Raw genomic sequence first — 14,024 nt, 5'->3', positions numbered from 1 at the left:
AAAGGAAAGCGGCGCGGATGTAAGGAGGCGGGGCATTCAGGATGACGAATGCGGAGGAGGGCAAAATTCCGGCCGTCGGTGATTACGAAACCGGGAAACGATTTGCCCGGAACGAAGAACAGTATAAGCTTCAATGGACGAAAACCATGGGCGCGATGTTTTCTGACGCCGGGGAAAAGGGCGAATGCCCCGCCCCGGAGTTCGAGGCGTTGTACGATTGTTCCGCGCCGGATTACGGAAAAGCCCTGGCCTGTTTCACGCGAGCGGCGGATGAAGGCAATGCCGGGGCCATGCGCGCTCTGGGCGTTATGTTTTATCACGGTTACGGGACGGAGAAGAACTATCCCGAAACAGTGAACGGGTTTCAGAAAGCTGCCGAAAAAAGCGACGCGCAGGCCATGAGTGAACTCGGACGGCTCTGCGAATACGGTTTTGCGGAGGTCAAACGGGATTACGGGAAAGCGGCGGACTGGTACGCCGGGGCAGGACCAGCCGGGGGCTACCGTCTGGGACTTTTGTACGAAAAAGGTCGAGGCGTGGAGCTGAATTACGAGAAAGCCAGACAATGTTACCTCGGAGCCGTGGAAAGTGATCCTCGCGCCTTGCTCGCCCTGGGCTGCATGTACGCCGCAGGTCGGGGAATCGAACAGAGTTACGGGGAAGCGATGAAATGTTTTCACAAAGCGTCCCTTCGGGGTAACGCCGTCGCCATGCGCAAACTGGGCGTCATGTGGGAAAAGGGACTTGGCGTCGCCAAAAATCAGGTGAAAGCCAGCGAGTGGTATCGAAGGGCAGAGGAAAGCGGCCCTCAGTCCATCCGCCTTATGAAGCCGAAAAACAGCTGCGAAACGGTAGACGCCGTTATCGCGACTTTCAGTTATTTCGTCCAAAAACAGAAGCAACTGGAGGAAATCCGTCGACAAATCGACGCCGAGATCCACCGGTACTTCGGGATGAAAAAGGACGAGATCGAAGCCGAAAAACCGGGGGAAATGGAAAGCCCCCAGGGGGAATCCGGCCGCCCGGAACAGGACTTGGAACAGGAGAAAAAACGCGTCGGCGAAAAGTTACAGGCTCCCCTGAAGGAGGCGGAGAACCGGAAGCAGCGATACCTTCGCGAAAACGAACAGGCTTACGCCCGCTGCGCCGAAAAGCTCGCCGGGGAATGCTCCGCCGCGATGGAAAATCCTGACCTGCCGCGTCTGGACAGCGAGATTCGGAAAAGGTTCAGCGAGATGGGAGCCTCGGAAGGGGACTGGGAAAATTACGACCCCGCCGCTTCTTATCCGGGAGAATTGATGTTCGGCGTCATGCCCCGGCCTTTCGAACTGCCGTCCAGCCTGAGCGCCGCGCTCAAAAGCCGGATGCCTTTCTCGTACAGATCAGGCAAAGATTTCCTTTATCCCTATACCATCAAAATGCCTCCTTCGCTTCGCCTCCTGATTCGGTACGATGATGACACAAAAAATTCAGTTATGACAGGCATTCAAAGCTTTTTATTGAAACTCGTCCGGTTCATGCCGATGAATTCATGCTGTATCACCTTCATCGACCCGAATGACAGGGGGGCGAATCTTGGCCTGCTGCAAAAACTGAGCGAAGTGACCGCATGGGAGCTCTGCAAAGTGTACGCCTCCCGGGAAAGCATATACGACAGGCTCAGGTATCTGGAAGGTTTCGTGGACAGAACTTCCGCGCTGCTGGCCGGCATGGAGTCTCTTCACGACTACAACGAAACGAGCGATACGCCCGTAGAGCAGCACGTGGTGGTCATTAACGACTATCCCGACAATTTTGACCAGAGGACGAAAGAAGCCCTGGAAACCCTGCTGCAGAACGCGCAAAGGTGCGGAATATCCATGATTTTCCTTTCACAGGGGACGTCTTCTGATCTCCCCGAAGCGGTTCAGGGCTTTTCGCGGTACGACGAGTTCGAAATGGCCTCCGACGTCGCGGGACAGTTTTTTGCCGAAAGGACGACAAACGGCGTCAAAGTCGGCCTTGACCTTCTGCCTCCGCACTGCGAGGCGTTCATCGAAAAAGTGAAGGCCGCTTACCTGGAAGGCGTAAAAATAGACAACACCTGGGCCTGCTGCGAGAAGGACCTGTGGCCCGCGGCCCTGCAGGATTCCTCGGAGGGGCTGAAAATTCCCTTCGCCCTTAATGCCCGCAAACGCCTTGAGGATTTGGAGCTGGGCGGAGCTCTGACCGCTCACGGCCTGTTGTCCGGGGCAACGGGTTCGGGAAAATCCCAGACGCTGCATATGTTAATCGCCTCAATCACCATGCGTTATCATCCGGACGACGTGGAGCTCTGGCTCATCGACTATAAAAAAGTGGAGTTCGCCGAGTACCTGAACAACCTGCCGCCTCACGTCAGGCTCATCGGTCTTGAACGCAGCGCGGAGTTTACCTTCAGTTTACTGGACTTTATCCGCGTGGAGTTCGAGCGCAGAAGCGACCTGTTCAAAAATTCAGGCGTGAGCAACATCACGGAATACAAAAAGAAATTCGGAGTCCGCAGCCTTCCCAGGGTTATTCTGGTCGTGGACGAATTTCACGTGATGACACAGGCGATCAGAGAAGCGCCGCAGTACGTCGAAATTTTGGAAAACATTCTTTCCGAGTACCGCGTGTTCGGGCTTTCCTGTTTCTTCAGCGACCAGGCGGTGAGCGACGGTCTCAGAGGGCTCACTGAAAAGGGCCGCATTCAGCTTCGCACCCGCATCGCCATGAACAACGACGCGAGGGAGATACGGGCAACGCTTGACCTGGACTCCGCGGGTTACGATGAAACGCTCAAACACAAAATGGCGAGGATGAGACCTGGCGACGTCATATTCAGGAAATTTAAGGAAGACACCAGGGGAGAGATTCAACCCGTCATCGACAGGTATCGTACGGTGCTGATTTCCCGGGACGAGCGCGCCCTCGTCGCCCGGCGCGTAAAAGATACGGTGGGGGACTTCAGGGAAAAAGACCTGATCGTCGTCAACGGTCAGGATAGAAGTTTCTTCGACCTCAGGCTGATCGAGGCTTACGAGTCGAAACAACGTCTCGCGCTGGACAGACAAATTCCCATACATCTGGGAACACCGTCGAACCTGGAGCCGTGTTTCTGGTTCCCCCTCCTCAGAAACGTGGGCAACAACATCATGCTCATCGGCGGGATGGAGGACAACAGCCACGAAATGAGAGCGAGTCTTATCCACCACACCGTCCGCAGCTTCAGGCGGCGGGCCGGAAGCAAAGTGATCTTTTTCGTCGACGTCAACGACGAGCTGTACCGCGACTATGGCTCCCTGTTCACTTCCCTCTGTGATGAAAATGTCAGAGAAATCACAGACCTCAGAGAAATCTGCACCGTTGTGGATGAACTGTCGAAGACAGCCCGCCCCGGAGGCAGGCGGTCTGACGCCGGAGACCTGCTGCTGGTGTGGATCGGCCTGGACGGTTTGGCCGAGGACTTCAGTATGTGCCCGGAAAAAAAGACAAAATCGAATTCGGGAGAGAAGCGCGAAAATTCGCAGGACCATTTGAACGACATCGACAATCTGCTGAACGAAATCGAAGGGAAACTGGCCGGGTACGATTCCGGGCTTTCCGCTCCCGCCGGAGGGAAAAGCGATAACGGAAAAGGCGATGAAGAGGAGAATACGGCCTACGACGCCCGGGACGACATCAGAGACATCATATTCCGCGGGCCGCGGGTTCAGGTGCATACGCTCGTCACCTATCCTTCCGTGCTGCTTCTCAACCGGGCGCGGTTTATCAATACGGACCACTTCGCGCATAAAATCGGCCTCAGGATGACGATGGCCGAGTCGCAGGAGTATCTGGGCCGCGGGGCATGGGCGGCGGAACTGGATAAAATCTCGGCGGCCTGCAGCAACGGCGGCGCGGATATCCGCACGTTCAGACCCTATCTGCCGCCGAAGGAGGAATCGCGATGAGCGACATGGTCGTCAGGGACTACGTTGAAATGGAGAAATGCGCGCAGAAAATCGACGAATATTCCGCGGACATGAGGAGGGTCTGCGCCGGACTCAAAAACGCGGTGTCTCTCTCGGCTCCCCTTATGAAAGACGAGGACGCCCGCAGGGTTTTAACAGGGATCGAAACGCTGGCCACCGAGCTGATTCGGGACCTGCCAAGGGCGGAATACGCCGCCGAAGCGCTTCGACGGTCCGCAAAACCCCTGCGGGAGGCGGTCGAAACGATCCGACAGTTACGCCGGTGAGCGAAGGAGAAGATGGAAATGGCGGAGTTGATAGAAACTTCACCGAAGGCCGTTCTGGAACTCGCCAGAGAGATAGGCCGCGGAATGAAAGAGGTCCGGCGCCTGAACGACGAACTGACGGCGAGCGTTAAAGCCCTGGGGACGACGTTTCAGGACGAGGGGTATTTAGTCATACGGGATTACGTCATGCAGACGCAGAAAAAAATTCAGGACGTGGAGTCGGGCGACGGTTCCGGCCTGAATTTTAAGACGGTGATGAAAAAACTTGTCGAGTACGCGGAACTGCTGGAAAACGCCGTGAAAGCCACGAGATAAGAGCCTGTTTCGAGGGCCTGGAGCGGAATGACGAATGACAGAGGATAAAGGTGAATGAATTGGGCGGATATGGAATACTGATAATCATAATACTGTCCGTTGTGTGGTGGTTCTGGGGCTGGACCGGAGTGATAGCGTCCATCGTTGCGGCTGTTGCGATTCCAGTCCTGTGGAGCGTAATCGGGGACGATATAAAAAAGGCGAACGCCTACAAAAGACGGCAGGAAGCGGAAAGACAAAAGCGCCTTCCGGAGGTCGTGCAATCCATGACCCGGAAGGAGAAGCAAATTGAAAACGAGCGGAACAGGCTGGAAACTCTGCGGGAAAAGATAAAACGGTTTCCTTACATCAACGGGGAGAAGCTGAGTGCTTTCGGAGACGACGGCGAATGGCTTCCCCTGGCGGAAGAGGACCGGCAGGAGCGCGAAGAGGTGGAAGGCCTGATCGGCGGGATACAGAGCGCTCTAAGCAACCTTTTGTCCCTTGGAAAAGAGTTTGAGGCTTTGAAGAGCGAGAGAAGGAGACTGGACCCGACTTTTCGTTGATCGGGAAAGGTGAGGCTTGAATGACTCAGATCGATACGAACATTGGAGCCATCGAATACCTCCGGCGGAGAATGCAGGAAATGGTAAGAGGTGCAGTTGACGCCGTCGAGTCGAGAAGAATACACTATAACAGGCTGATGAACCGCTTGTCCGACGAGAGCCGGCGCGCGAAAACAATAAGTGGAACGTGCAGGGGAATTCTCGAAAGAGCCAGAGAAAATCTTCTTCGAGCGCAGCAGATGTTGTCCGCCGCGGAACAGCAGCTTCAATGGGCGCTTCAGGCTCTCGCCGAGGCGCAGGCGGTCCTCGCAGATGCAAGGCAGGAACTTGAGGCCGCAGTGAAGGCTCAGAAAGAGGCTGACCGGCATCCTGAAAGAATCGGCGACGGCGGCGCTGCGGTGGCGGTGGCACAATTGAAGGTAAACGTCGCCGCCGCTGAAGTGGCTGCCTGCGCAGTACGTGTGAACGCGGCTCACCTGGAAAAGGAAAGAGCCCAGGCAGAAGTACAGAATGCGGAAAGCGAAGCGTCCCTCGCGGAAGGAGCCTGGCGGACAGCCGAAGAAAACAGCAGAGCCTGCGAAAAACTGCTGCGGGACACGGAAGACGCCGGCCGCGGTCTGACGGATATGGAGGAAGAACAGGACAGGATTTTAATCCCGTCGGGGAAAAAAGGAGCGGAAACGCTGGACAGGGTGGCGGAGCTGCTTCGGAAATCGCGACAGAACGGACGATGACCGCTGCCGGCAGAGGTGAAAAACAAAGGTCAATTCGATGTATAATAGCGCCGTTATTTATTCTCAAAGATTTATTCTCAAAGGAGTGATGACATGTCGATTCGTGATATTTTGAAAAACGAAATCGATTCTCTTTCGGACGAGGCTCTTTTTGAGGTGAGAGAATTTGTGCTGCGCAAAAAAGAACAGGCTGAACCCTTTCAGGACAATAAGAAAAAAATGGCCATGCAGTGGCTGAACCACACGTGGGAAGCAAAGAATTTCGAGCCGATAAAAAGGGAGCAGGTCCATGACCGGGTATGATTTTTTCGACACGACTATTTTCCTGCACGCGAAATTCGACGACGGTTCGAAGAAACACGACATCGCGAGAAATTTAATACAGGATGGAATATATCAGGATTCGATAGCCGCCAGCATTCAGGTCATCGACGAGTTTTCCGTCAACGCTCTGAAAAACGGAGTGAGTCCGGCTGACGTGGGCGCCGCCGTCGAAACAATGACGCGGTCGTTCCATGTTTTGCCGCTGACCAGGGAAACCGTTTATGAAAGTCTTCGTCTGATGAATCGATATAAACTTTCGTTTTGGAACAGTATGATCGTTTCAGCCGCCTGTCGGGCCCAGTGCCGCGTGTTGTATACCGAAGACATACCAGATGGTCTGGTCATCGACAGAGCTTTGACGGTGAGAAATCCGTTTATAAAAAACCCTTACCAGTGACAGGCTGCTTTTTTGGAAATCCGGGAAGGGGCGAGAATTTCCCGGATTTCGCTGCGCTAAATCGGGGTGAACGTCGTCGCGTTCGTTTTTTGGCTGTTTGGGGGACGATCGCACTCCGACGTTGTCGCTGTCCGGCGACAGAAATCCGCCGTTTTTTCCCACCAGATTGACTTTTGACCTGACGAGCATATCATATAGTATCTGGAATATTAACAATACCAAACAATATCAAATAATATTGAGGTGTTCTGAGTGAGAAATGTGAGTATCAGGGCAAAATTGGTATTGAGTTTTTCAGCCCTCGTGATTATCGACATTCTTTTGGGCATTTACGCTCTGCATCTGGTGGGGGTGCTGCAGTGGCGAGTCGAGGACTCCAACGAATGGCTGGACGGAATTGTGCAGATCTGCGGCATCGAAACCAACGCGAACGCCGTCCGACGTTACGACCTCAATTTCATGTTTTCTAAAAGCAGCCGCTCGGAAGCGGAGATCTCCGGAAGAGACAAGGCCCGGTCAGAAGCGGAGACGATCATCAGAACCTACGCGGACGAGGTGGAAACTCTCGAATACGACGCGGAAGAGCAGAGAGAACAGGACCGCGTCCGAATTCGGGCCGTCGGAGACGCCTGGCAGAATTACATGACCCTTTCGAATAAGCTGATTCAACTGTGTGAAGAAAATAAAATGGAAGAAGCCTTTTCCGTGAACCGGCAGGCCGTGGAGGACTTCAACGTCTTTGGCGAAGCCCTGCAGGAGCTTTTGCGATACAGCGAGGAGGGCGCGGCGGAGGGCCAGCGGCTGAGCAAAGAGATTTACACTCAGGCCTGGAATACGCTTATTGCGGTTCTCTGCGGGATTACGCTGGTTTCAATACTGGTCGTGTGGCTGCTGACGAGAAACATCAAACGCTCCGTGAACGAACTGCTCCGCGTCTCAAGAGCTCTGCAGGAAGGCAATCTGACCATCAGCGCCCGGGAGTACGCCAACGACGAGTTTGGGCTTCTGTCCCGACAGTACAACCAGACCACGGCCAACATCAAAGAGCTGCTTTCCAATATTCAACTGTCGGCGGAAAATCTGGCAAATAAAGCGAAGGACCTCACCCGGAACATGGAAAAAACCGCCTCGGGAACGACGACGATCGTGGAGGATGTGGAAACGGTCTCCGCAGAGGCGAAAAAGCAGAATACGGAGGTCGAGTCCCTGACGTCCCTGCTGGCAAAAATATCGGAGCACTTCGATGCAGCAAAGACAAGCCTTGACGATGCCGCTCAGTCGGCGGGCGGTTCCGTCGAAAAAGCGAAAGCGGGTCACGGACTGGTAGAAAAGGCCGTCTCTCAAATGACCCTGATTGAGGAGGCGGTCAACATGTCTGGGGAGATCGTAACCGCTCTCGGGGCGCGTTCAGACGAGATCGGGCAGATCGTCGCCACCATCGCCGGTCTGTCCAGCCAGACGAATCTGCTGGCCCTGAACGCCGCCATAGAGGCCGCCCGGGCAGGAGCCCAGGGACGCGGTTTCGCGGTGGTGGCAGAGGAAGTCAAGAAACTGGCCGGCGCTTCCCAGATTGCGGCTGAAAAAATCGCCGGTCTGATCGCCTCCATTCAGGAGGAAACGACCAAAGCGGTCAAAGCCATGGAAGCCGGACGCGAGGAGGTTCATCGGGGCTCGGAAGCCGTGAAGGAAAGCGGCGGGGCCTTCAGCGATCTGGCCGGCATTTCCGTGGAGAGTTTCGAGCGGCTCCGGACCATGACCGGCAGCATGCAGAACATGGCGGCGGAAGCCTCCAACGCCCTTTCCGCCACACGCAACATCGAAGCCGCCAGCAGAGAAATCGCGGGTAATTCCCAAAACATGGTGACCGTCACGGAAGAGCAGGCCGCCGCGTCCTCCGCGATCTTCGACGCCGTCAACGACCTGACGGTTATCGCGGACGAACTTCTCGACGCGACCCATCGGTTCCTGGTCTGAATTAAGCGGTTATTTCCATATTATTCGGTTCCAGACCGGGATTGTTCGATCTGGAACCGTTTGCTTTCGTGCAGGTCAGCTCACGGCAGGTCAGCACACGTTGAAGTTGACGTATCGATAGCCCGCCAGAACGTCGGCGGCTTCCTGGCCATATTCGGCGGCGAAATCTGCCAGCACCTTCGCGTTGACCTCTTCTCCCCTCTGGCCCCGGACGGCGGCCGTGACCTCGTTGTAGGCCCAGTAGGAATGAGCGCAGTGATACTCGAAACTGTGGAGGTATTCCTTCTTTTTTGTGACGTTGGGTTTCGACGCGTAATTCGTGTCGGAGATCCGATGGATACAACAGTCGCTTTTGTGAAGGGTCTTTTCCACCGTGTAGGTTAGATAGGGATTGAAGCCCCGACAGATGGCGGAGTCCAGATGTTTGCAGTATTCATGGCCGGCCTCCGTCAGTCCCATTTCTTTGAACTGAAGGTGCCAGGGGCAGCGGCTGATGCGGATCACAAAATCCGGAGAAATCGCCTCCACAACGGATTGATTCGCGCTCTCGGCCGCGATGATCTCCGGCGTGTTGACCCACTCCCCGTATTCCATATACGTCTCGTACGTGAGCTCTTTTCCGTCGCGCAAAGCCCTCTGAGCCATCCTTCGCCCTCTTTGCCCGGCGTAGTACTGGGTTGCGTGAATGAAAATTCCGACTCCGACGTCGCCGAAGGCCTCTGTCAGCCGGACATAGTATTTTGCGGCGATAAAAGCGTGGGTCTTTTCTGTGAATGTCAAAGGATACCCCTCCTTCAAAATCTATGTTAGTTATTAAAAATCACTGCCAGCTAACTCTTCATATTCCGGATTTTTTTCGCGTGAACCATTTTGGCGATGAAGTAACCCGCGATGACGCAGAAGAGAACCTGAGCGTAAGAGCCTCCCAGCGGCAGAACGGAGAACATCCCCTTCGTGTTCATGACCCGGAAGATGACGGCAATGGGAATGAGGAGAAGAGAAGATTTGTAGTCCAGCATGATTCGGGAAACGCACATGGCGCCGAAGAGCGCGGGCAGCAGGTAGTTGAGGGACCGAACCACAGGAGCCGGAAGCGTCCGCAGAATCAGATCTCCCGCGATGGCCACCAGGGTCATGACCGTCAGGCTTATGAATATGGAAGTCGTGATGGCCAGACAGCTTATGATCGTCCCTTCAGGGGTTCCGGCCTCCACCTCGGCGGCGGAGAGAGCGGAAGTGGCCGCCGGAGCCCGAATTTCCTTCGAATTGCCGGCGATATAGGTCAGATACATCCCCGGGATGTGGAGGATGGGGAAAAGCGTGATAGGATCGACGATATACCAGGCGAGCATGGCGGAGCAGATGGCGATGGTTCCCGACAGGACGCTGTCCCAGGATAGGGAAGCTCCGTAATAAAACACCAGCGCCGCGGCAGGGATATAAATGAGAGGAATAGAGACCCATGAAGTGATCTTGCCCCACCGGATGATGTAAGGCAGATATTCGTTCTCATAGATCTTGTTTTGTTCCGTATTCATCTGTTTTTCTTCCTTTCTTCACCGTTTTGGGCGACTTGTTTCGGGCTAAAAAATGCCTTCCGTCAAAGTGGCGACCACCATGCCGACCACCATGCAGATCGTGAGTCCCCATTCCCGGATCCATTGTTTTTTCGCTTTTGCGTTGTAGGACTGAATGAAATACATGGCCGCGCCTCCCGCAAGAACGGCCAGAGCCTGATTTTTAAAGGGATACAGCCTGTCGAGGGTCATGGAAGAATAAACGCCGATGAGAGCCCCTGTTCCCAAAATTGGGACGATAGCGGCGTTTCCTCCCGCCATGAAGGAGTTGACCTTCTCCATTTTGTCGGAGCACACCGCCCCGAAAACCACCCACCCGATGCAGCCCGCGGTCATGACCATGGCGGCGGTGGCGAGGTAATCGGCGGTAAGAGGAGAGGATCCCAGCTCCAGCCCCATGCTCTGTCCGGCGATAGTGGCGGCCTGAAGCTCGTAAGTGACTGAACCGATGAAGTCCACCCGCAGCCAGGCCAGAGGCGCGCCCACGTAGAGCATGAGGGACAGCATGGCGGTCAGCATCACGAAGCAGGGACCCACGGAGGTCACTGAAGCGCTGCGTATGGCCGCATTAACCTGCTGTTTCGTCAGGCCGATTTTCAGGGCATCAGATTTGCTTTTTCGGAAGAACAGCCATGACTGATAAAACACGATCAGAATTCCGGGCGCGCAGGCAAACCACATGATCAGACTGTTCGCCATAGCATTGTATTCCGGTGAAGTCATTTTCTCCATCCATCCTTTCCTGAATGCACGATATTATGTTTCTCATTTTTCAGATGTCAGACAACCTACAGCATATCGGAATTTTTGTCAATACATTTTAATTTTATAAGCATATTTTATCGTTAAAAAACTGCTTATAAATCTATACTAATTGCATAAACATGGTTATTTTTTAATTATGACAAAAATTATTTAACTGAGCATAATTATCGAATTGATTTATAACGAATTACGTAATCGCGTACTAATCAATCCCCAAAGCCGTCGTATGCAGTTTTGCGGCGTCAATCCTGTTCATTTTGTTTTTTCGCTATCGTGGCGGGCCTTCCGTTTCAAACAGGAAATGTACTCCGCGACAGGATAGAAGTTTTCAATGTCCTGTTCGTCCGGACAGCGAAACGCCGCCGTACTCTGCGCTACACGGCCGCGACTTCCGGCTCTGGAGTCATCTTCGGATAAGTAAATTGTTCCGGCGCGTGTTCGTGAATTTTCGTCGTCCCCGCCGCGAGAGCGGTTTCGTAATACCAGCATTTATAGTTGATTTTTTCGAGAGCTTTCTGAAGCGCCGCGATCTGTTTCTCCGCTTCGGCTTTGCGCTCAATGAACATGTCGTATCTCTGCCGGATGGTGGAGTCTCCTTCCATGCACCAGTCGAGGAACTGTTTTATATTTTTCAGCGGCAGGCCGGTCTGCTTTAAACATTCGACCACGCTCAGCCACTCCATATCCTCTTCCCTGAAGACACGCGCCCCGCTTGGGGATTTTTCGATGAAGGGAAGCAAGCCCTCTTTGTCGTAATAACGCAGGGTATGCGCGGTCAATCCTGTTTTTTCGGCGGCTTCACTAATAGTCAGACTCATAATATCTACCTCCAACAAAAAAATCTTTCAAAAAGGTATTGACTTCGAGATAACTCTAATGCTTATAGTGGAAGTATGCTCTATGGAGGAAAGCGCGTCAAGAGCATTGGCGAAGTTTCAATGTGGAGGTGATAGTCGTGGTGATGGCGAAGAAGTGCGTGACGGTGATGTTCTCCGCCGCTATAGCGGTTGTTTCGATTTTTTGCGGCGTATGTTGGAGCGAGACAGGAGGAAACGATATGAGGGACGAAATTCAATCGGTTGAGTCTGAACAGATTTTCCCGTTGGGAGAAAAGAACGACGCTTTCGCTCAATACTTTATCGGGCGGAGCTACCTGAAACCGCTTACGAGCGAGGGAGTATTCATCGCGAATGTGACCTTCGAGCCGGGTTGCCGCAACAATTGGCACATTCACCGCAAAAGTGGGCAGATTCTGTTGTGTACGGCTGGTTATGGCTGGTATCAGGAGGAAGGGAAACCGGCTCAGGCGCTCAAGCCCGGCGATGTCGTGAATATTCCGAAAGACGTGAAACACTGGCACGGCGCGTCGAAAAACAGTTGGTTCTCTCATCTTTCCTTGAGTCTTCCCGTTGAGGGGGCTTCAACCGAATGGCTTGAACCCGTCAACGACGAAGTTTATTTGAAACTGGATGCGGATGCCGGACGCGCCGACAGGAGTAGCAAAACAATAAAGAAGCTGGGAATCGATGAACGCGCCGTGAATGGTTTATTCCCTGAGTTTGCCGCGATAAAAAACCGCTTTCTGTATGGCGATGTCTGGTCTCAAGGCACGATGGACGACAAGTTGCGTTCTCTCGTGACAATCGCCGTTTTGATTACCGTCGAGGGCGCTGATTTGGAGGAACAGCTTCTTGCCGCGCTTAAAATCGGGGTAAAGCCGGCGGAACTTCTGGAGGTATTTCATCAAGCCGCGCCATATATCGGTTTTCCGAAAACTGAAAAAGGTCTTGCCGTGCTTGGGAAAGTATTTCTGGGCGAGGATATCGAAATGCCGCTTGAGAGCAACACCACCGTTACAGAAGATGACCGTTTGAATAAAGGCATCGACGCGCAGAAAGCGATATTCGGGGAAGTGATCGACGCAATGAGGGCAAACGCCCCGGACGACCTGAAGTTCATTCAGGATTATCTTTCGGCGTTTTGCTTCGGCGATACCTATACCCGCAAAGGTCTCGATCTGAAAACTCGTGAGTTGATAACCTTCGTATGCCTTGCCGCTTTGGGAGATTGTGCGCCGCAATTGAAGTCTCACGCTGCGGGAAACTTGGCTGTCGGCAATGATAGGAAGGTTTTGCTGGGCGCTTTGAATCAGAGCTTGCCGTATATTGGTTTCCCCAGGACATTGAACGCTATTGCCGTGGTCAATGAGGTCGCGAAATAACGAAAGCGAATCTACCGGAAAGAAGGGCTGATTATGGGAAAAATTGAAACGCGGAACTTTGGCAACGGAGAGATTTCTCTCCTGGGTTTCGGGTTAATGCGCCTGCCGTGTCTGGGAAGCTGGGAGGAAATTGACCGGAAAGCGGCGCGCGCATTGATTGAAGAAGCGATTGCCGGCGGCGTCAATTACTTCGATACCGCGTACATCTATCACGTCGGCAACTCGGAAAGTTTGGCGGGAGAAACGCTTTCCGGTTATGACCGTTCTGCATATCATCTCGCCACGAAGATGCCTTTGATGGAGGAAGTGATAAAAAACGCCGGCGGCGTGGACTCGATTTTTAACGCGCAGCTTGAAAGATGCTGCGTTGATTATTTTGATTTTTACCTTCTCCACGGCGTTACTGCGGACGCCTTGCGGATGATCGGGGATTTGAAAATTTACGAAACGCTGGCGAAGAAAAAGACGGAGGGACGTATCCGGCATCTTGGATTTTCATTCCATGACAACCCTGAGCTTTTGCGCCGAATGACGTCGGACTACGATTTTGACTTTGCCCAGATTCAGTTGAACTATTTTGACTGGGAAGCGCAAAGCGCGAAAGAGCAGTACGAAATTTTGGAGGGCAAAAAAATACCGGTTCACGTAATGGAGCCGATTAAAGGCGGAACTCTCGCCACGTTGCGTCCAAGGGCGTTGAAGATTTTTGAGGAAGCCGATTCTCACGCAAGCGCCGCGTCCTGGGCTTTGCGCTGGGTCGCGAGTCTTTCCGGAGTACAGGTGGTTTTGAGCGGAATGTCCGCGATGGAACAATTAAGGGACAACATCAAAACCTTCACGCCTTTCAAGCCGCTTACGGAGGAAGAGTACGCGGTGGTTGAAAAAGCTCTTGCCGAATTCAAAAAGACCGCCGCCGTGCCCTGCACCGGATG

At 53.6% G+C, this 14,024-nt stretch carries 14 protein-coding genes; 10 read left to right on the top strand and 4 right to left on the bottom strand.

The genetic code is table 11. The annotated features are described in order from the left end of the window. Positions 1–41 precede the first annotated feature (41 nt). From LBR61_09900 to LBR61_09865, 8 genes are all read left to right on the top strand, one after another. Positions 42–3,953: a hypothetical protein gene (locus tag LBR61_09900; protein ID MDR1732389.1), complete on the top strand. Its 3,912-nt coding sequence runs from the start codon at positions 42–44 to the stop codon at positions 3,951–3,953. After that, a complete protein-coding gene (locus LBR61_09895; protein MDR1732388.1) occupies positions 3,950–4,240 on the top strand; it encodes a hypothetical protein in 291 nt (96 codons plus the stop codon). The genes LBR61_09900 and LBR61_09895 overlap by 4 nt, the downstream gene beginning before the upstream one ends. 18 nt (positions 4,241–4,258) lie before the next feature. Beyond that, positions 4,259–4,555, top strand: a complete 297-nt coding sequence (locus tag LBR61_09890) for a hypothetical protein (protein MDR1732387.1) — start codon at positions 4,259–4,261, stop codon at positions 4,553–4,555. Positions 4,556–4,605: 50 nt separating this feature from the next. Then, complete coding sequence (locus LBR61_09885; GenBank protein MDR1732386.1) at positions 4,606–5,100, top strand: hypothetical protein; 495 nt, start codon at positions 4,606–4,608, stop codon at positions 5,098–5,100. Between the two features lie 20 nt (positions 5,101–5,120). After that, positions 5,121–5,834 carry a hypothetical protein gene (locus LBR61_09880; protein ID MDR1732385.1) on the top strand — a complete coding sequence of 238 codons (714 nt, stop codon included), beginning with the start codon at positions 5,121–5,123 and terminating at the stop codon, positions 5,832–5,834. Positions 5,835–5,927: 93 nt separating this feature from the next. Then, positions 5,928–6,137: a hypothetical protein gene (locus LBR61_09875; protein MDR1732384.1), complete on the top strand. Its 210-nt coding sequence runs from the start codon at positions 5,928–5,930 to the stop codon at positions 6,135–6,137. After that, positions 6,124–6,555 carry a PIN domain-containing protein gene (locus LBR61_09870; GenBank protein ID MDR1732383.1) on the top strand — a complete coding sequence of 144 codons (432 nt, stop codon included), beginning with the start codon at positions 6,124–6,126 and terminating at the stop codon, positions 6,553–6,555. Before LBR61_09875 ends, LBR61_09870 begins: the two co-directional genes overlap by 14 nt. Before the next feature lie 252 nt (positions 6,556–6,807). Then, positions 6,808–8,529, top strand: a complete 1,722-nt coding sequence (locus LBR61_09865; GenBank protein MDR1732382.1) for a methyl-accepting chemotaxis protein — start codon at positions 6,808–6,810, stop codon at positions 8,527–8,529. Positions 8,530–8,619: 90 nt separating this feature from the next. On the opposite strand, the gene LBR61_09860 is transcribed toward LBR61_09865, so the two are convergent. The 4 genes from LBR61_09860 to LBR61_09845 form a co-directional block, all read right to left on the bottom strand. Further along, positions 8,620–9,309 carry an L-2-amino-thiazoline-4-carboxylic acid hydrolase gene (locus tag LBR61_09860; protein ID MDR1732381.1) on the bottom strand — a complete coding sequence of 230 codons (690 nt, stop codon included), beginning with the start codon at positions 9,307–9,309 and terminating at the stop codon, positions 8,620–8,622. Positions 9,310–9,359: 50 nt separating this feature from the next. Next, positions 9,360–10,067, bottom strand: coding sequence for a hypothetical protein (locus tag LBR61_09855; GenBank protein ID MDR1732380.1), 708 nt, complete (start codon positions 10,065–10,067; stop codon positions 9,360–9,362). Positions 10,068–10,112: 45 nt separating this feature from the next. Continuing rightward, positions 10,113–10,805 carry a DUF5058 family protein gene (locus LBR61_09850; GenBank protein MDR1732379.1) on the bottom strand — a complete coding sequence of 231 codons (693 nt, stop codon included), beginning with the start codon at positions 10,803–10,805 and terminating at the stop codon, positions 10,113–10,115. Positions 10,806–11,245: 440 nt separating this feature from the next. After that, a complete protein-coding gene (locus LBR61_09845; protein MDR1732378.1) occupies positions 11,246–11,689 on the bottom strand; it encodes a MerR family transcriptional regulator in 444 nt (147 codons plus the stop codon). Positions 11,690–11,832: 143 nt separating this feature from the next. On the opposite strand from LBR61_09845, the gene LBR61_09840 reads away from it, so the two are divergent. Then, complete coding sequence (locus tag LBR61_09840) at positions 11,833–13,092, top strand: carboxymuconolactone decarboxylase family protein (GenBank protein MDR1732377.1); 1,260 nt, start codon at positions 11,833–11,835, stop codon at positions 13,090–13,092. A 33-nt stretch (positions 13,093–13,125) separates the two neighbouring features. Then, positions 13,126–14,024, top strand: an 899-nt coding sequence (locus LBR61_09835) for an aldo/keto reductase (protein ID MDR1732376.1), incomplete at its 3' end; no start/stop codon positions are given.

The organism is Synergistaceae bacterium (genome assembly GCA_031272035.1).
In the GTDB taxonomy this organism is placed as follows: domain Bacteria; phylum Synergistota; class Synergistia; order Synergistales; family Aminobacteriaceae; genus JAISSA01.
Note: the sequence above shows the minus strand (reverse complement) of the source record. Positions and strands in the feature narration are given on the sequence as shown.